Origin of the sequence: Paenibacillus dauci, assembly GCF_000971985.1 — a bacterium.
GTDB classification, from domain to species: domain Bacteria; phylum Bacillota; class Bacilli; order Paenibacillales; family Paenibacillaceae; genus Saccharibacillus; species Saccharibacillus dauci.
Genome location: NZ_KQ040801.1, coordinates 50338 through 69845, shown reverse-complemented (window position 1 = coordinate 69845; position 19508 = coordinate 50338). Strand labels below are relative to the sequence as shown.

The following is a 19508-nucleotide window of genomic DNA, read 5'->3' as shown; positions in this document are numbered from 1 at the left end:
GTGTCCAGCCGGATTCCATGTATAAGACGGATCAAACCTTCTTAATCTGATGTGATCCGGCGAGATGCTATTACGGAAGCAAGATTGAATACAAGATAGTCAATATGAAATCAAAAAAAGGACCAGCGATGCGGCAAATGCCAACATTCTGGTCCTTTTTGATTGATGTGGTAGAAATGAATTGTTCTTTTTAAAAAGCGACGGGTGCCGATCCATCCGGATCATGCTCCAGATGCAGCAGCTCTCCGATATTGGTACTGGATACAACGGTCAACCGCTTGAGCTTAAGCATATCATCTCCCGGACGAACAAAGCCCTGATGCACCGTAAAGGCCATCCGATAGCCGGACTGCTTGAGCGCATAGATCATCTGCATCCGGAAATCGCCGAATGGATAAGCAAAGTAAGGGGTATTGATACCGACCTGATCACGCATAATATGATCATCTGCCATAAATTTATCCGGGTCCATGCCGGCGGCGTAATCATCTCCGCAGTGCAGTGGAGCTTTGTAATGCAGATCATAGGTATGGCTATTGTATTCAAATACATCTTCGCTGGCTTTCATCTCTGCGCGGGATACATAGCTGGTACGCGAAGGGTTGAACTTCTGCGTTTTTTCCTGAATTTTGGAACCCACCACGAACATGGTAGCATGGAAGCCATACTTTTTCATGATCGGGTAGGCATAGATAATATTGTTCTGATACCCGTCATCAAAGCTGATCACGACTGTATTTTCCGGCAGGGTGATCTGTTCGTTCACGTACTGCTCCAGTTGCTGCAGAGTGGCGGTATGGTAATTGTGATCATGCAGATACTTCATATCCTGTTCAAACGATTCCAGGTTGATAATGGAATTGTTGTTTGGTTCGGTATTGTACTTTTGCGGCACGATATAGTGGTACATCAGTACAGGGACCTTGTCTGCGGTTCCCTGTGGAACGACATAGTCGGCAGCCAGTGCCACATTGTGGTCATCCAGCTGATTGTAGTGTTCGTAATAAAACACCTCGTTTTTGGCGGCTACCCAGGAACTGCAGATTTTATGCGCCAAAACGGAAGAATGCGGGAAATTCACCCCGAGAACATAAACGACGAGCAATACCGCCAGTAAGGCGATGGAGTACTTTTTCCAGGGCTTACGCATACGTATCAATAAATCTCCTTCGGTTATGATATGAGCTGAATATCAGCACTATGATGTTCATCGGATGATGGAAGCTGCGAATCAAGAGAATTCTTCCAATCTTTTGACATCCATTTTCCATCTTAGCCGAAAAAAACAGGAGAAAAGTTACAGCGTACAGGAAGAATGGTAACAAGTAGAAGGTTGAATTTCCGATAATCCGCCGTATCCCAGTACTGGCAAGGGCTGAGGAATAAATCGAAAATGCGCAAAAAAAGACAGTACCACTCCAACGAAGTGGTACTGCATAGTGATTTATAGATAGATTTTCATGTGCTTGGCAGCGTACAGTAAGCGGGTCAAAGCTCCGGCTGCAGCTGTATTTCGAATGTCTTGATCTCATAGGGTTCTAGTACAAAGCGGATCGGAACTTCATGCTGGAACTCCTGCTCCGGCTGTTCCATCAGATTGCATTCGCGGTAGCCGGTGACAGGTAGTGTACTGTCCAGTGTAAGCGTCTGACGACTGCCGGAAAAGTCATGCACACGCAGAATAACATGATTATGATCTTCGGCTTTTTTGATTGCAGAGATCATGGCAGTATGACCGGACAGGGTGAACATGGAGGCGCCACCGTGATCCATATGACCTTCTGTATAGCGCAGTGGATTGTTCAATGCCCATGCGGCAGGTACGGTATTGCCTTGCAACCAGTCTCCCTGATGAGGCAGCAGGGAATAAGTGAATGCGTGATATCCTTGGTCGGCTTCGGTATCGGGATGAATCGGACATTTGATCAACGACAATCGCATAATATTATCCTTAATGTCGTAACCATATTTGCAGTCATTTAATAGACTGACGCCATAGCCACGATCCGACAGGTCTGCCCACTGGTGACCGACCGATTCGAAGCGGGCGCTGTCCCAGCTGGTATTCCAGTGGGTAGGACGCTTGACGTTGCCATACTGGATATCATAAGTGGCTTCCGTAGCGCGGATATGCACCGGGAAGGCTACTTTCAATAGCTGCTGGCGCTCATGCCAGTCCGCCTGAGTGACAAAGTCGATTCGGCGATCATCTGCATACAGCACCATCTGCTGGGTAATCGTCGATTGACCGACCTGCCATTCAAAATGAACAATTGCACGCAGCAGACTGCATTCGATCACTTCGGTACGGACCAGCGTCGTGATCTCTTTCATTTTCTCCTGATAAAAGATATCGATATCCCATGCATCAAAATTCAGCGGCTTATCTTCGAACAGCTGGAGTACATTCGCTCTGGCTCCGGGTGCCAGCACTTCACGCTCAGCCTGCCGGTCATACAGACGGGTCAGCTGTCCTGCATTATTCCATTCCAGTTCATAAAAAGGCGTGGTTGCCCGGTAATCTTCTACGATCAGCGGCTGTGCGGAAGGCGCTGCGATACTATCAGTTAACGACCGTTCTTCAACAATGGGCTTAATCGAATGATCCGAAGCATCCAGAGTAATCGTCGTACAGCCCAGAGCCGGTACATTCTCTACCCGGATGATCCATTGATCCTGCTGCTGTACAGCGGTTAGCTCCTGTCCGGTAGCATCTTTCCACAGGCCGGTTCGCTGCTCCGATTGTACCGGAAGCGTAATGATCTCTGTACGCGCCCATGGAGAAGAGTTCCAGACTGTATAGGATGCCCCGCTAACAGAGGAAATCTCGTTCCCTGCCGCTGCCAGTTGCTGGCTGCCCTGCTCCCAGACTCGGCTGCCGATCTGCCAGGACTGCTCATATTCAATCCGGCTGTCTTCGTATACCTCGCGGATCGAGGAGCCAGGGATAATATCATGGAATTGGTTGCGCAGGATAATTTTCCAGCCTTCATTCAGTTGCTGCTGTGGATAATCGGACCATTCTCCCGAACGGGCACTTTGCCAGGCGCTGATCCATTCAGCATCCCGGTACAGCAGCTCCAGCTTGCGATTCATCCGTTTGTTATATGCCTGACTCGTATAGGTACCCCGGTGATATTCCAGATACAGCTCGCCATCCCATGTATGCACATAGCTGTCTGTCTCGGCGACGGTCTGCTGCAGGCGGCGGAAGTAATCACCGGCTGTTCCTGTGCGGACATGAGGCAGGCCAGGAATCCGGTCCAGCCGCCGGCGCATCTCCAGCATCGTGCGGTTCACGCCGCCACCGCCATCGCCATACCCGTAGGAGACGAGCAGCTCACGGTTCATTTCCTTGTCCCGGTAAGCCTCCCAGCTGCCTTTGACTGTCTTCGGTACGAGTTGTCCATTGTACGTATAGAACCACGAGCCCGGCTGTGACCACGGCTCGGTAGTTGTAATAAAGTGGGTAAGTACCTCGGAGCCGTCAATCCCGCGCCAGCGGAATGTATCATGAGGCATCCGGTTGTACTGGTTCCAGCTGATCTTGGTCGTCATAAAAGTATGAATACCGGATTTGCGCAGAATCTGCGGCAGTGCCCAGCTGTACCCAAATACATCCGGCAGCCACAGATAATCCGACTCCACGCCAAATTCCTCTTTGTAAAATCGGGTACCCATCAGTAGCTGCCGAGTCAGGGATTCGCCGCTGATCAGATTGCAGTCAGCTTCGAGCCACATGGCTCCGCCAGCTTCCCAGCGTCCTTCGGCAATTTTGGCTTTGATTTGTTCATACAGCTCCGGCGCGTCCTGTTTGACATAGTCATACAGCTGCGGCTGGGTCTGCAAAAAGACATATTCCGGGAAGCGCTCCATCAGCCGCATCACAGTTGAGAAAGAGCGGATAGCCTTTTGCCGGGTATGCTTCAATCGCCATAGCCATGCCACATCAATATGGGTATGGCCAACAGCTGTCAATTGTACGGAGCTGTGCTTGCCGATTGCCTCCAGCATGGTGGTCAGCAGCTGCTCGGCCTGCTGCACACTGTCGTAGAAAGGAGGTGTTCCCGGCTCCGACCAGTCAATCTGGCGAAAAGCACGATCCACTGCACGCAGCAGATCCGCACGTTCGGAAGAATGTTCCTCCAGCACTTCCACCGTCTCCAGCGCAGCCATTCCTGTGTAATACAGATTATCAGACGGCTCATCCAGCCAGCAGATCTCGGCGGTTCGCAGTTCATGACGCTGTACCTTGGGGTGTCCGCCGCCCTCCAGACCGGACCATAGGCGGAACGTCAGCTGATGGGTACGTCCGGCGGCGTCTTCGGGCAGGAATACTTCGATATGGTTGGAGTCGACTCCCTGATAAGGCTGTCCATTCAAATACAGCAGTGATTCAAAGCCTGAATTGGTACCGCCACCGGTCAGACCAAAATGAAAACGTCCCAGCAGGGTACGTCCCTGCCAGCTCTCCGGAATCTCTGCTTCGGCAGCGAGCCACAGGAAGCGGTCGCGCCCACTCCAGTATTCGCCCAGCTCCATCGTATTCCAGCTGTCATCCGGCTGCGGAGCCGCAGGATGAATCTCTTCTCCACTATCTTCTCTAGCCTGAAAAGAAGGCACGGGAATGGCTTCACGATAACGATACATACTCAGTTCCTGTAATCGGGACTTCAGCTTTTGCTCGGTCAAAAACATAGGGTTCACTCCTCTGGAAGTAGGTATGATATGAGGGAATGGTCACATATCCGCAGACAGATGACAATATGTAGCCTATGAGGCAGGGCCAGTAAAGCCGCATATCTGACATATTTGGCTTTATCATAGGGCGGTCTGGCTACCAGCAAGCAGGGCAAAGACCTGTAGATCAATCGGTAGTCACTGCAAAATCAACATGTATTCCATACTTCGATGATGACTGAAATAACCAGCGTATATACTGAATCAGGCAGATAACTGCTCAATCATACACAGGTGCATCAGATACACGAGGATGAGGTAAGTACATACCACAGGAATCCTATGCTGTGCAGCCAACAAAGGAGAACAAAAAAATGAACATGCTTAAATTTATGCCGCTGATTCTGCTGACGACATTTCTGATGGGGTCATCGTTTGCTATTGGGAAAATGGGGCTGGTATATGCTTCACCACTGTTGTTGGCAGGACTACGCTTTGCGCTGGCCGGAATCATTATGGCAGTTATCGTCGGCGCGCTGCGGCGTCCTCATCCGGCGCGAACAGCCGACTGGATGAAAATACTGCTAATCGGTGCCCTGCAGACTGCTGGAGTAATGGGCTGTATCTTTATCAGTCTGCGTACGATTACGGCGAGTGAATCGTCGATTCTGACCTTTACCAATCCACTATTGGTTGTGGTGCTGGGGACGGTATTCGCTGGAATGCGTTATCGCTGGTATCAATGGCTGGGTGTACTGTTGGGAGTGACCGGTGTAGCCATTACGCTTGGTGCACAGCTGGAATGGAAAGCGGGAGTGATCTTTGGATTATGCTCGGCAGTTTTCTGGGCGACGGCTACCTTGCTCGTCAAAAAGTGGGGAAATGGCCTTGATACATGGGTATTGTCTGCGTATCAGATGCTATTTGGCGGTATTCTGCTGCTGATCGCAAGTGTGCTGCTGGAGCAGCCCTTTTTCCATTGGAACGGGGAGTCGGTGACTATCCTGCTATGGCTGAGTCTGCTGTCTTCAATCGTGCAGTTTGCCGGCTGGTATTATGTACTGCAAAAAGGAGACCCGGCGAGAACGAGCGCCTTTTTGTTCCTGGCGCCCTTTTTCGGGGTACTTACTGGCTGGCTGCTGCTGGGAGAGCAGTTGTATCCTTCGCTGATCAGTGGAGGTCTGTGTATTATTGCCGGAATTTATCTGGTTAATCGCCAGTTTCAGTCGAAACAGAAAGCCAGTCCAGATCAAAATGCTGCCTGAAGGCAGAACGTCCTTCGTCGGTAACTTTGACCGCACGGATCGAAGGAACACGTGCAATCCATTCCTTTTGCAGGAACAGAGTCACCAGTTCATGACCGAGTGCGCCGCCCAGATGATGTCTGCGTTCGCTCCAATCCAGACAGGCATGGGCAAAAGCACGACGCTTGCGGCGCATCAGCTGTAGATTCAGACCCAACCCTGCGAAAAACACTTCGCCGTCTGCAGTCACTGTAAATTCACCATTCGCCTGCAGCAGATAGCCACGACGTGTCATCGCTTCGGTCAGATCGACACCGAGCTGCCCAGCCAGATGATCGTAGCAGGTGCGGGCTTCACGCAGCGATTTCATTTCGGTAGACTGGCGCAGTGAACGTACCTGCGGAGGAGGCGAGATCGTGAGCAGTGTCTCCAGTGTCTGAGCTACCTCGCGGCTGGCTAGCTGATAATAGCGGTAACGTCCATGGCGTTCGGCGATAATCCAGCCGCCCTGGACAAGCTTGGACAGATGGAAGCTGGCGGTCTGCGCAGTGACCGAGGCCATATAGGCCAGCTCACCTGCAGTATGAAATCTGCCATCCAGCAGACCTGTCAGCATGGCAGCACGTGAACTTTCTCCAAGCAGGGAAGCGACAGTCGCAATATCGTGGTTAATACTCATAGTTGTCCTCCTTATGTATTTCATACTTCGATATGTATCGAAATGTATTTTACAGGGGCTATAGAGGAACCGCAACTACTGACTTCGGCTTCAATATCTATATCATCATTCGTAATCGGAACCATAATTTCAGAAAATAACAAACAGCCAGCCGCAAATCGCACCTGTATTTCCAGGGTACAATTTACGGCTGGCTATTTGGTTAGAATCTATTCAGATCATTTAGATCAAATCGGATTTTTGCAGCAAATTCTGTATCATCAGGGCAACCTCTGCACGGGTTACATTCATTTTGGGTGCCAGCATCTGCGAACTGCGTCCCTGTACAAGTCCAGCTTGCAGATTGGAGGCAGCGGCTTGCTGCGCCCAGGCAGAAAGATTGGTTTTATCCTTGAAGCTGTTTAAAACGGAAGCGGTATTGACACCGCCAAGTTTATCCTGCAGCCCGCTTAGCTTCATCGCCTGCGCAAGAATGACCATAGCCTGTTCACGGGTGATTTTATCCTGCGGCTTGAAAGTACCGTTTGCGTACCCTTGAATCAGTCCATAAGAGGCTGCTGTTTGTACAGCACCGCTGAACCAGTCGGATGATTTCACATCGCTGAACGTTCGGCTGCTGGTATCTTCTTTCAGTCCGAGACCTTTGACGATAATAGCTGCAAATTCAGCACGGGTAATATCCTGCCGCGGCTTGAAGGAACCATCTTGAAATCCTTCGATTACCATGCGGGAACCCATATTGTTGACGGCATTCACAGCCCAGGACTGATTTACATCATCAAATGTAATCGGATGCCAGATCACGGCATAGGTACTGTTGGTCAGACTATTGATGACTACATGATACTGGTTATTCCGCTGTTCTACTTTGGTAGGCACATGACGCGTTGTACCGTCCGCTTCTACGACAATCCCTGTTGTAATGCGATTCGGGTCTACACCCTGCGGCAGAATAACAGAACGCTCTACATAAGCATTAAAACGACTAACGTCTACAGTTTGTCCGTTATGGCTGGCCTGAATATCCAGATTGACAGGTGGTGTCACCAGGCTAAAGGATTGGGCAGACGCTGCCTGATTCATAACTGACAGTGTTCCCGCATCAGGTACAGCGATACGAATACGGACTTTGATATCCTCCAGACTCGTACTGCTGCCCAGCTGTGAAGAAATAGAAGCGATATTGATCTGGCTCGCTGGCAGTGTATACGTCGCGCGATTGGTGACGATTTCCAGTGTAGCCTGCTGCTGCTCCATCTGGCGAACCATTTGTCCATTCAGTTCCCCGATAATAATATCGGCTCCTGAAGTCACTGGAAGAGTAACGATTGCGCCATTCCCTTCGGCTTCCAGCCGCTCGGTAAGCCGCTGCTGATCAATAGTAATGGTTGCAGCAGACTGTCCATTGATTTGCGACTCGGTAACTGTACCGGCACGTTCGACTTTGCCGTTAACCAGAATATCTGCACCGGAACTTACAGGCGCGGATGAATCGGGAGACGTCGGGTTGGAAGGTGTCGAAGGTAACGTTCCTCCACCGGAACCACCGCCTGATCCGCCGCCGGAATTGTTATCATCCCGATCTTTTTGCCAGATAGCGTAGAGGATCAGATTCTGATCTTCGATTTGCAGGGTCTGACCTGGTTGGTAAGTTGTACCGGAGCCATCCGGCTGCGTATTCCAGCCATTGAAGCTATGCTTGCTCAGTGACAGATTGCCTGTATTAGCAGCGATTGTTACGGTATCTCCCTGCCGATAGATATTGGCATCTGTCGGAGTTGTACCCGATGTGCTGCCATTGCCGTTATACGTTACTTTGTACGTGAATGGAGCTGTTACGACAACACTAGCTATGCGACTGTTGATACTGGCCGTCTGGCTGCCATTCATGCTGCTGTCTGTATTGGTGACAACCACATAGTAGTACATCGTGCCTGCTGTAGCAGTGGTCAACGTATAGGTAGACGAAGTGGCAGTAGGAATCACACGGGCGCCGGCAAGGCTACCGCTCGTATTCTCATACCACTGGTAGCTTAACGTACCACTGGCAGTAGCTGTTACCGAGAGAGTAACCGGACTGCCTGTATTGTTTATCCGATCTACCGGTTCTGCTGTAATAACAGGTGGTTGTGCATTATTCAGTGTATTAACGGTAACAGAAACAATCTGACTGGTTGTTGAAGCTGTCTTGTTGCCTGAAAGGGTATTATCCGTATTGGTGACAATAACATAATAATAGACAGTGCCGATCGTAGCGGTTGGCGCATTATAGGTGGCACTGGTCGCACTGACGATCGGCATACTGCCAATCGTGCTGTTGGATGCACTGCTGTACCACTGATAGCTGAGAGTACCGCTGGCTGTAGCAGCTATAGCCAATTCGGCAGTCTCTCCAATATTTACTGTACGGTTGGAAGGCTGAGACGTAATCAGCGGAGCTTCCGCATTAGTACGAGCTTTTACCGTTACCTGAACCGGTTGACTTGCTATTGTCGCTGTCCGGGTTCCATTTACACTATTGTCAGTGTTGGTAATCACAACGTAATAATAGGTGGTTCCGGCATTGCTGGTAGGTGCAGCGTAAGAGCTGTTGACAGCCCCGCTGATTGGAGTACCCCCTGTATTACTGAGCGCTAATTGACTATACCATTGATAACTGAGCGTGCCGCTGCCTGTAGCCGTAGCTGACAGGATAGCAGTCTCATCGACATATACATTCTGGCTGACCGGCTGGGAAGTAATAACCGGTGGCGAAGCATTGGTAACAGCGTTCACAGTGATATGCGCAACCTGGCTTATTGTAGAAGCAGTTGTACTGCCATTTACCGAGTTGTCGGTATTCGTCACTATTACATAATAGTAAAACGAACCAGCGGTAGCAGTCGGTACATTATAGGTGCTGCTGGTCGCACTACTGATCAGGGTGCCCCCGGTATTACTGTTGGTAGTGTTGCGATACCATTGGTAGCTAAGTGTACCGCTGGCTGTTGCAGTAACGGATACACTCGCAGCAGATCCGATCGTCACAGTCTGATCAACCGGCTGTGCAGTGATCGTTGGCGGTGAAGCATTGGTGACTGTGTTTATAGTGACTTTTGCCGTCTGGCTGGTAGTTGTCGCTGTTTTGGTACCATTTACCGAATTATCCGTATTGGTCACGATGACATAATAATAGGTGGTTCCGGCTGTACCAGTCGGTGCAGAATAACTGCTGCTTGTTGCACCAGTGATCAATGTGCCGCCGGTTGTACTATTGGTAGTATTGCGGTACCACTGATAACTTAGGGTGCCGCTGGCTGTAGCGGCTACGGACAGAGTGGCATTTCCACCGACATTGGCGGTTTGATCCGCTGGCTGTGTTGTAATTGTGGGTGGTGAAGCATTGGTGACCGTATTGACTGTGACCGCAGCTGTTTGACTGGTAACGGAAGCGGTCTTCGTACCATTTACCGAATTATCGGTATTGGTCACGATCACATAATAATAGGTGGTTCCGGCTGTACCGGTCGGTGCGGAATAACTGCTACTTGTTGCACCGGTGATCAATGTGCCGCCGGTTGTACTGTTGGTAGTATTGCTGTACCACTGGTAGCTGAGCGTCCCGCTGGCTGTTGCAGCTACCGACAGGTTAGCCGCACTGCCGACGGTAGTCGTAACACCGGCAGGCTGAGAAGTAATCACCGGTGCCTGTGCATTGGTTACCCCGGTAATGTTGGCTATCGTAATATTGTCAAAATTCAGATTGGACGGAGCGATTCCGGAGCTAAATGTCCATGTAATATCCATCGAAGCGACATTGGCATACGAGTAGGAGCCGGAATGACCCAGCAGCTCCGACAATTGGTAAATACGAACATTATTGCCTATGGTCATCGTATAAGTACCACTGCCACCAAGGGTAGCGATAGTATTGCCCGTCGAATTTTTGAGCACGACCTGCAAGTTGCTCAGCGTATTATCCCCAGAAGCAACTCCTTCAAAAATACTTAAACCTAGATCTTGGAAAGTAAAGTTTTTGTTTACGTTTCCACCTTCGGCTTTGAGCGTAATCGAACCACTTGTATTTTCGTCTTGCTGATTATCGGTAAAAAAAGAGGTTTCAATGTTTCCTTTCGGAGGCAGCGAAGCCTTCATCCCGTTGCTGACGACAAATTTGTCAGCTATCTTCTGAAAACCGGTGCCTCCGGAATCCGTCGCTCCCAGTCCACTGAAATCATAGGTCCCATCAGCCGTACCTGTCTGGGCATAGGCAGCATAAGGAGCAAAATTAAACAAAATCATAACAGCCAGCATGAGCATTACAGGCCATTTGGAAGCGCGTACAGATTGAAACTTGATGTTGTGGTACTGCTTATTCATTCTAGAGTTCCTCCGTCCTCGGTCGATTGGTAACAGGTGTCGAATGGTTAGGGTCTAACCGGATATTCTCCTTGTTCTACGCAGATGATATAGTAAATCGCAACATACGGCTGCATATTATTATGGGCAGCTGATGGTCTGCCTGTCGGAAGCAGAGCAGTATTGTGGAGTGGCTGTAAAGTAGAAACATTATTTGTATACAGCGATTTGGGGGCAGGGGGTCGGCCCGAAGTCAGTGTTGCCCAATAATGGTTGGCCGGATCGTTCAATCCCTGGCTGGAATCCTGGGCCATCACGCTATGTGTATGGGCAGGCAGCTGATTGGCAGTCAGATTGACTGTAGCACTTCCTGCTGCCTTTCCTAAATTGCGTGGTGTCAGACCGGGTCCTGCACCCTGACCGATTGGTATAGAGCCTGCCAGATTGGGCAGATTGAAGTTCTGGGCATCTCCTCCATACGTATTGCCCATAATGGAATACAAGGCCTCATATTGGGCGATCGGCAGGGATTGGCCGTTACAAAACAGCCAATTTAGTGGAGCATAGCTGCCTGCAAATAATCGAATTTCGCCTAGATACGCGTCTGCCATGAATAGATAACCTCCCTGATTATGGCCGCATAGGGAAAGTTCCCTGTACAGCTATGCAGAATTGAACAGTCTGGTAGGGTTGTATATTACTGTGCGCAGTATTACCGCCTGTCGGTGTCAGTGTACCGGGATTCATGGCGGTAGGCGTCAAGTTTCCGACAGGTGCATACATCAGCGGCTGCCCTTTAGCCCATAACTGATTGGCTGGTTTGGTCTGATTGGCTGTAGCGGTAGAAGTCATAGCACTATGTGTATGCTGTGGCAGTTCGGACAATGTTAATGTATGAGCAGCTTCGCCCTGGGACGTTCCAGAAGGAATAGATGAATTCGGATGCAGAGCGACACGTCCTCTTAAATCGGGAAGCTGAAAGTTGGTTCGGCCGTCTCCTCCAAAAGTAGTACCAATAACAGCAAACAAAGCTGTATTCGTATTGATTGGCAGTACCTGTCCATCACAGGCCAGCCAGCCGGATGGTGTAAAATTGATGGCAAACAGCTTGATTTCTCCTATAAACGGATCAGCCATATAATGACCTCCTTGGATATAAAACAATTCGAAAAGAGAATATCAGGAACGTGAGGGGAAAATACCGACCAGTGCAATCATAAAAGTAAGCGGAAGGGAAGGCATCATATTATTATGCGGTTGCGCAGCACCGGCTGTTGAAATGGCTGCCGGATTCATGGGAGCAAGACCGGTACCGGTGCCATCCGAGTACATAGCCGTTTGGGCCCAGAGAGCATTGGCATCCGGAGATGATTGGGTAGCCGGAGTAGATAATGCCTGTACAGTATGGGAATGAGCAGGCATTTGGGCTGTGGTCAGATTTACAGTTTCACTGCCTGCACGGGAACCAAGCGGAAAGGTATTGTTGGGCACAGTGGAATTATGAAGAGGGACACGTCCGCGAAGATCAGGCAGAGCGAAGGTAGTGATACCGTCTCCTCCGTAACTGACACCGATCAAAGAAAATAGCGCCTGATTACTTGCGATCGCTAACAGTTGTCCATTGCATAATGCCCATCCTTGCGGCGCATAATTACCAGTGAACATGCGTATCTCGCCCAGATAACAATCACTCATTACTTCGGACACCTCCGTTGCTGGATTGAAAAACAGACCATTCCATTTCCATATGAAGCTCCTCCAAGGAGATTTCATGCCAGCCCAGTCGCTGATATAGTCGCTGGGCTCTCGGATTATCGAGACGTACCTGCAGACGAATAGGAATCGCATAGGCAGCAGCCTGTCGCTGAAGTTCCTGCAGGATAAATGTGCCTGCTCCCTGGTTGCGATAACGGGACAGAACAGCAAGATCTACCAGACGAAGTTCATTTTCTCCATGAAAGATGGTCATCTGGCCAATTGCTGTCTGATCCGAGTTAATTAACCGCCGATCCAGCTGTGGATACCGGTTATCCAGATAGCTCTGCTGCATAACGAACTGCATATGTAAAAAAGAGTGCAGCTGTTCTGGTGTCCAGCCCCATGAGGCCACTTCCGATAGTCGTGTATCCATGTAGACATCAAACAGAAAATCACGATCGGCAGCAGTAACCTGCACAATTGTCGGTGTGGAAGAAAGCACGAAATACAAGCCTCCTTTCCTAAAGTGAAGTATAATCCCATTATATTCCTTTAAAAATAAAAATATACTTATATATAAGAATATATAAGGAATTAACGAATTTAAGATGAAATGAATCTTCAAATCATTACAAGTACTGATTATGCGAACATTACTGTGGTCCAACTGAAAATCGATACAGATTCTCAATCCCCAATAAAGGAGGGCATCGCTTATGAAATTCACCAATCTAATGGGCTTATTGTTGCTGGTTACCGTGGCAGTTATTCCCTTGCTCGGGTCCTGCTCTCAACCAAAAGAACTTGTTACTTTACGGCAGGAACATGTGCAGACCCAGGCCTATAATCAGAGTGATATGCAGCCTGAACTGACCGAGGCGATGAATCGTTTTGCCCTGACTGTCTATAACGAATCGTATCAAAACGATCCAGATAGCCCGGCACAGATGGCTGACCCGGATAATCTGTTTATTTCGCCGGTGGGTCTGTATATGAATCTGTCCATGCTGTATAACGGAGCTTCCAGACAGACAGCCACTGAATTGCAAAAAGCACTTTATACCAAAGGCATAACCCTGCAGCAGCTTAATCAGGGGCAGCAAGTAATACAAGAGCTGCTGGAGCACCAGGACGATGATGTGCAGATCGAACTGGCAGGTTCGTTATGGAGCCGTAGCGGATGGGCGCCGGAAGATACTTTTGTTCAAAGGCTGCAGCACAGCTATGGAGCCGATCTGCACGCTACAGACTTCACTTCTTCTCAAGCGGTAAAGGATATAAACAGCTGGGTGAGCGAAGCTACACACGGCGGCATCCATCAAATGATACAGAATCCGCTGGAAGGGAATACGATGCTGGTGCTGCTTAATGCGGTTTATTTCAAGGGAGGATGGACGGAACCTTTTGAGCAGCAGCAGACTCACAAGCAGTCCTTTGTATCCGGCAAAGGGGAAATATCCAGTGTGGAGATGATGCATCGGCAGGGAGAATATGAGTATACCCGGCAGCCGCATTTTCAGGCAGTACGGATACCCTATGGTGCTACCGGAAAATGGGGAATGGTCGTGGTACTGCCTGATCGGGATTATGATCTTCAACAGTTCCGTCAGCATGATCTGCCTGAATTCGCGCACTGGACGAGTGCGATGAGCTCTACTGCAGGCGAGATAGGATTGCCTCGTCTGGAGCTGAATGAGGAGCTGCAGTTCAGGGATATTTTGCGTTCTATGGGCATACGCCAGGTATTCGATCCACAGCGGGCAGAGCTGGATGGTATCAGCCAGAGTGTACCGCTGTATCTGAGCAAAGTACAGCAGAACACTCATCTGATTATTGATGAGAAGGGGACCGAAGCAGCAGCAGCTACATCTGCGGAAATAGCTGCCGGAGCTATGCCATCCCAGCCCTTTCGTATGATTATGGATCGTCCCTTTTTTGTGGCAGTAACTGACCGGACAACCGGATTGATTGTATTTATGGGCGAGCTTCATCATCCGATATGATCAGGTTCATGGTAAAATAACAGCAGGTGACCTGTAACAGGGCATCTCTCGTCTATTTATGGAAAGGGGATGGCTATGGAATACTTTATTGCTGTACTTGCTATGCTGTTGATGATCGGAATCTCCAATGTATTGAACCGCCTGATCCCCTTTGTTCCTGTACCTTTATTTCAGATTGCGCTGGGAATTATGGTGGCACTGGTCGGAATCAAGATTGATCTGGACCCGGAGCTGTTCCTCGTTCTGTTTATTGCGCCGCTGTTATATAACGATGCCCGGCAGACTCCGCGCAATGAACTGTGGAATCTGCGTGGACCTATTGTACTGCTGGCGTTTGGGCTTGTTTTTATAACGGTTGTAGTGGCCGGGTATGCGATTAATTATCTGATCCCGAGCATACCGCTGCCTGCTGCTTTTGCCTTGGCAGCGATTCTGTCGCCAACCGATGCGGTCGCTGTAGGATCGCTCGCCAAACGAATCCATCTGCCTGGTTCCATACATCGGCTGCTGGAAGGGGAGTCTCTGCTGAATGACGCCTCTGGTCTGGTTGCGTTCAAGTTTGCTGTGGCTGCGATGGTCACAGGCACTTTCTCGCTGTGGCAGGCTTCATTTAACTTTGTACTGGTGGCGCTGGGCGGATTGGCTATAGGGACGCTGATGTCCTTTGTCCTGATCCGTTGTCAGGTGCTGGTCCGTAAATGGGGCATGGAAGATATTACTGTACATGTGCTCTGGCAGATGCTGACGCCATTTGTAATCTATCTGGTAGCCGAAGAGATTGGTGTGTCCGGCATCCTGGCAGTCGTCGCAGGCGGAATTATCTATGCCATGGAAAAGGATCGCGCCGAATCGGTCCAGCTGAAAATGCAAATCGTCTCTACCAGCACCTGGTCGGTGATCGTCTACGTGCTGAATGGACTGGTGTTCATGATGCTGGGCAGCCAGATTCCCGAAGTGATGGGTAGTATTTTCTCGGACCCGGCCTTTAACAATGGGATTGTACTGGGGTATGTCGCACTGATCACCCTGCTGCTGTATGTGCTGCGATTTGTATGGATCTATCTGTACTGGAGTGTGCGCTATATGATGAGCCGGCAGATGGAAGACGACAAGCCCGATCTGCGCGGTATCCTGCTTACTTCCTTATCGGGGGTACGAGGGGCGCTTACGCTGGCTGCTGCCTTCTCGATTCCGTATGTACTAAACGACGGTTCAGCCTTTCCGCAGCGCGAACTGATCCTGTTCATCGCAGCAGGGGTGATCCTGTTCAGTCTGATTCTGGCGAGTGTACTGCTGCCGATATTATCTTCCAAACCGCAGCCCGCCGAATCGGGCACAGACGTTGCTTCCACTCAGCCGCCTACCATGCGTGATATGGATGATCATATCCGGATGAAAGTGCTGCAGGCAGCCATCCAGTCGGTAGAGTCCAGTACAACGGAGACCAACCGAGAAGTGGCTCAGGGACTGATCACGGATATTACACAGTATATGTTCCGCAAAAATATGCTGAAGCAGCAAATTATGAATGATCCTGATCTGAATCCGCAGGAGATTGAGCTGTATCTGGCAGGTATTCAGGCAGAACGCAAGGTCGCCCGCCGGATGCGGGACAGCGGCGAGATTACACCCGAGCTGGCCATGGAGTTCGAATATCGGCTGGATCGCATCCAGACGGTACTGAGTAACCGGGTCGATACGGGTATTGCCGAATGTGTAGACAAATGGAAAGGCATGCTGCCGATCCATGTTCCGGCTCCGCCGCCACTGTCCGAACAGACGACTTCCGGTGAGACCCATTCACAGCAGATGCTGGACAAAATCCATATGCTGAAACAGCTCAAAATGCAGACCTGCCCGGCAGCAATTGAGTCGATCCGCAGCAAGATCGATGATCACAATGAAGAAGCCGCGCAGAAAGTTATCGCCAAATACCGCAAAGTCATGGAATCCATCCGTTATTATACGGAGAAAATGGTACCGGATGTGACGCTGAACGAGGGCAAGCTGAACCTGATTACCACAGCTGTCCAGAATCAGCGTGATACGGTTCAGGAATTGTACGAGAGCGGCGAAATTGACCGCCAGCATGCCCGCAAGATGCGCAGTTTTGTCCAGGATCTGGAGAAATGGATTCTGATGGAGAGCTGACCACATGGACTCGATTTTTTTGCAGAGCGCCAAGTTTTGTAATCTGGATTACAGAAGAGAAAATTACAGTGACTTATGATGAAAATAATACCCTGCTATAAGCAGTTTATGTGAGGAACCCTCATCGCGGAGAATGCAACAATTGCCGCTCGCAAACAGAAAAGGAGGACGGAAATGGTACAAGTTAAGGAGATAGAAACCATCACTTCCTTTTTGCCGCAAATCAAAATATTTGAAGCGCTCCCGGCAAATATCATCCATGAACTCGAACAGTTGGTCACCAGAGCCAATACGTATATATTGCCCGGAAATTCTATCCTGCAAGCTCCTGATAATGAGAAAAAAGGCTTGTTCTTCATCATTTCCGGTACACTTCGCTTTTACAAAACCAATTCAGCCGGCAAACAGCATACGGTATGTATTTTAAGTGAAGGTGGCATGTTTGGCGAAGTAGAGACTTTCTCACTGGGTACCCGAGGAACGTATATAGAGACGATGGAAGACTCGATCGTTTTTTCGATTCCGCCGGAACAATTCGAACCGCTGTTGGCCAGACATTCTGAATTATCGCTGCGGTTTTTACAGGAAGTAAGCAGACGGCTGCGGGAGCAAGATGAGTTAGTGGAGAAGTTGGTTTTCAGGGATCTGCGCGGCAAAGTACTTTACTTTCTTAATCGATTATCGATCAAGTTTGGTGTCGAAGAAAATGAATACCGAAAAATCGATATCCCGCTGACTCATCAAGAGTTGGCAAATATGATCGGAGCGACCAGAGAAGCTGTGTCACTGACCCTAAAAGAATTATCTAATGAAGGAGTTCTTGTGACCAGCCGGAGAAGAGTCATGATCCATACCGAAAAAACACTGCAGGAACTGGCCTGATTTTACGGTTCGTAGTTAATTTCCTTCGGACTATATATGCCCTTCGTAATCTACATTACTGTCGAATTATTCATATGACGCTATGATAAGTGCAGTAACAGATCATAACAAAATATGAAACCTATGGAGGCATATATATGAAGAAGTTTGAAGGGAAAGTAGCAGTGATTACTGGAGGTACGAGTGGTATTGGACTTGCAACAGCACAGCGATTTGTTGCAGAAGGAGCCTATGTATTTATCACCGGACGTAGACAAAGCGAACTGGATGCAGCTGTAAACCTGATCGGTGACCAGGTTACCGGCGTTCAAGGTGATGTCTCCAATTTGCAGGACTTGGACAGATTGTTTGATATGGTAAAGCAGCAGAAAGGGCATCTGGATATTTTATTCGCCAATGCCGGAATCGGCAGCATCCTGCCGCTGGGTCAGATTACGGAAGAGCAGTATAGCAAGACCTTTGACGTGAATGTAAAAGGTACTTTGTTCACTGTCCAGAAGGCATTGCCGCTGTTTCCCAACAAGATCGGAAGTATTATCTTGACGGGATCAACAGCAGGTACGATCGGGGACCCGGGTTTTAGTGTCTATGGAGGGACCAAGGCTGCTCTTCGTCAGATGGCGAGGAACTGGATCATCGACTTAAAAGACACAGACATACGACTCAATGTAGTGAGTCCAGGGATGATTCATACACCGGCTTACGATGAGCTGTTTGGCGAGGCGCTGGATCAAGTTCTGAAATCAGCAGAGACGACCGTTCCACTTGGTCGCCTTGGCAAAACGGAGGAGATTGCCAGCGCAGTGATGTTCCTGGCTTCAGAAGAGAGCAGCTATGTGAACGGCATTGAATTATTTGTTGATGGCGGTGTAGCCCAAGTATAAAAGTATAGGACTCAAATAAAAAAGAACCCATTAAGGGTTCTTTTTTTGTCTAAATCGATCTCGTTGAATACTTGTTCCATAATCACATTTGGTATGTGCTTATTCATTTTCAGACATGTCCGGATGCAGCCCATATAGATTTGAATGCATCGAGTGGAGTGAGGTCTGCTTCCACCACTTTATCCGGTACATACTGCGCATTATCAGGCAAAGACTGATTACGACGGTTGATCCAGATCGCTTTCCAGCCGGCACCTTTGGCACCGATAATATCATTGGCATAGGAATCCCCGATATAACAGGACTGCTCCGGTGTAATCTGCATGCTCTCTTCCACATGACGGAAAATACGGATATCCGGCTTGGCTACTCCCAATTTGCCGGAAATGAATACATTCTGCTCATCTACCCAGCGGTTCATGCGCAGCTGACGAACTTTGCTCGCCTGGTGCTCTGCCGGTCCGTTGGTGATAATACCCAGCCGTATCCCTGCCTGAACCGCAAAATCCAGCAGCTCCTGCATCTGTGGATGGATAATAATCCGCTGCTGCTGATCCGCATAGCTGTTCTGAAAAGCGCGGGCCTGCTCGACCGATATGTGAACGCCCATATCTTCCATCGCCCGTGTGATCCGGTATACATGCATATCGGCTTCCAGCATCTGTCCGCTTCTGACCTGCTCGAATACTTCATCACTGTACCATCGGTTTCGGGCGAATACATCTTCTACTTTGTGTTCATAGTGCAGGGGACCGAATACTGATTGATAAGCCTCGGTAAAGGGTGTTAATTGATCATACAGTGTATCATCTACATCCAGTAGTAAATTCATTAAAGGTACCTCCGTATCATTTGACAATGTATAATGGTACGTAATCTTGCGGAACCACAGCGCGGGTCGAGAAGTAATGTGATCGCTGCTTTATTGTACACTGTATTAAAATAAGAT

14 protein-coding genes are annotated in these 19508 nt (G+C 49.2%); 5 read left to right on the top strand and 9 right to left on the bottom strand.

The window, feature by feature from the left end; genetic code table 11:
- Nucleotides 1–190 precede the first annotated feature (190 nt).
- Together WH46_RS06435 and WH46_RS06430 are read right to left on the bottom strand one after the other, a co-directional pair.
- A complete protein-coding gene (locus WH46_RS06435; protein WP_017814570.1) occupies nt 191–1150 on the bottom strand; it encodes a polysaccharide deacetylase family protein in 960 nt (319 codons plus the stop codon).
- Between the two features lie 338 nt (nt 1151–1488).
- Entirely contained in the window at nt 1489–4698 is a 3210-nt protein-coding gene (locus WH46_RS06430; RefSeq protein WP_046226157.1) for an alpha-mannosidase, read from the bottom strand.
- Between the two features lie 356 nt (nt 4699–5054).
- Between WH46_RS06430 and WH46_RS06425 the strand changes: the two genes are divergently transcribed.
- The gene (locus tag WH46_RS06425; protein WP_046226156.1) at nt 5055–5945 is read left to right on the top strand and encodes a DMT family transporter; all 891 of its coding nucleotides are present in this window, start codon (nt 5055–5057) and stop codon (nt 5943–5945) included.
- On the opposite strand, the gene WH46_RS06420 is transcribed toward WH46_RS06425, so the two are convergent.
- The 6 genes from WH46_RS06420 to WH46_RS06390 all read right to left on the bottom strand — a co-directional run bounded on the left by WH46_RS06420 (nt 5890) and on the right by WH46_RS06390 (nt 13141).
- On the bottom strand, nt 5890–6603 hold the full coding sequence (locus WH46_RS06420; RefSeq protein ID WP_046226155.1) for an ArsR/SmtB family transcription factor: 714 nt from the start codon (nt 6601–6603) through the stop codon (nt 5890–5892). The genes WH46_RS06425 and WH46_RS06420 overlap by 56 nt on opposite strands.
- 222 nt (nt 6604–6825) lie before the next feature.
- Nucleotides 6826–10962 (bottom strand): S-layer homology domain-containing protein, encoded by a 4137-nt coding sequence (locus WH46_RS23780; RefSeq protein WP_052714141.1) that lies wholly within the window; start codon nt 10960–10962, stop codon nt 6826–6828.
- A gap of 47 nt (nt 10963–11009) precedes the next feature.
- Nucleotides 11010–11552, bottom strand: coding sequence for a phage tail protein (locus tag WH46_RS06405; protein ID WP_046226154.1), 543 nt, complete (start codon nt 11550–11552; stop codon nt 11010–11012).
- Between the two features lie 19 nt (nt 11553–11571).
- Nucleotides 11572–12078, bottom strand: coding sequence for a phage tail protein (locus WH46_RS06400; RefSeq protein WP_046226153.1), 507 nt, complete (start codon nt 12076–12078; stop codon nt 11572–11574).
- Between the two features lie 42 nt (nt 12079–12120).
- Nucleotides 12121–12636: a phage tail protein gene (locus WH46_RS06395; protein WP_046226152.1), complete on the bottom strand. Its 516-nt coding sequence runs from the start codon at nt 12634–12636 to the stop codon at nt 12121–12123.
- Nucleotides 12629–13141 (bottom strand): GNAT family N-acetyltransferase, encoded by a 513-nt coding sequence (locus WH46_RS06390; protein ID WP_046226151.1) that lies wholly within the window; start codon nt 13139–13141, stop codon nt 12629–12631. Before WH46_RS06390 ends, WH46_RS06395 begins: the two co-directional genes overlap by 8 nt.
- Nucleotides 13142–13355: 214 nt before the next feature.
- Here WH46_RS06390 and WH46_RS06385 point away from each other — a divergent pair, with 214 nt between their 5' ends.
- The 4 genes from WH46_RS06385 (at nt 13356) to WH46_RS06370 (ending at nt 18559) form a co-directional block, all read left to right on the top strand.
- On the top strand, nt 13356–14642 hold the full coding sequence (locus tag WH46_RS06385) for a serpin family protein (protein ID WP_046226150.1): 1287 nt from the start codon (nt 13356–13358) through the stop codon (nt 14640–14642).
- A gap of 75 nt (nt 14643–14717) precedes the next feature.
- Entirely contained in the window at nt 14718–16793 is a 2076-nt protein-coding gene (locus WH46_RS06380) for a Na+/H+ antiporter (RefSeq protein ID WP_046226149.1), read from the top strand.
- 174 nt (nt 16794–16967) lie between these two features.
- Nucleotides 16968–17675, top strand: coding sequence for a Crp/Fnr family transcriptional regulator (locus tag WH46_RS06375; RefSeq protein ID WP_046226148.1), 708 nt, complete (start codon nt 16968–16970; stop codon nt 17673–17675).
- Between the two features lie 137 nt (nt 17676–17812).
- Nucleotides 17813–18559, top strand: coding sequence for an SDR family NAD(P)-dependent oxidoreductase (locus WH46_RS06370; protein WP_046226147.1), 747 nt, complete (start codon nt 17813–17815; stop codon nt 18557–18559).
- A 109-nt stretch (nt 18560–18668) separates the two neighbouring features.
- On the opposite strand, the gene WH46_RS06365 is transcribed toward WH46_RS06370, so the two are convergent.
- Nucleotides 18669–19391 (bottom strand): HAD family hydrolase, encoded by a 723-nt coding sequence (locus WH46_RS06365; RefSeq protein ID WP_046226146.1) that lies wholly within the window; start codon nt 19389–19391, stop codon nt 18669–18671.
- Nucleotides 19392–19508 lie beyond the last annotated feature (117 nt).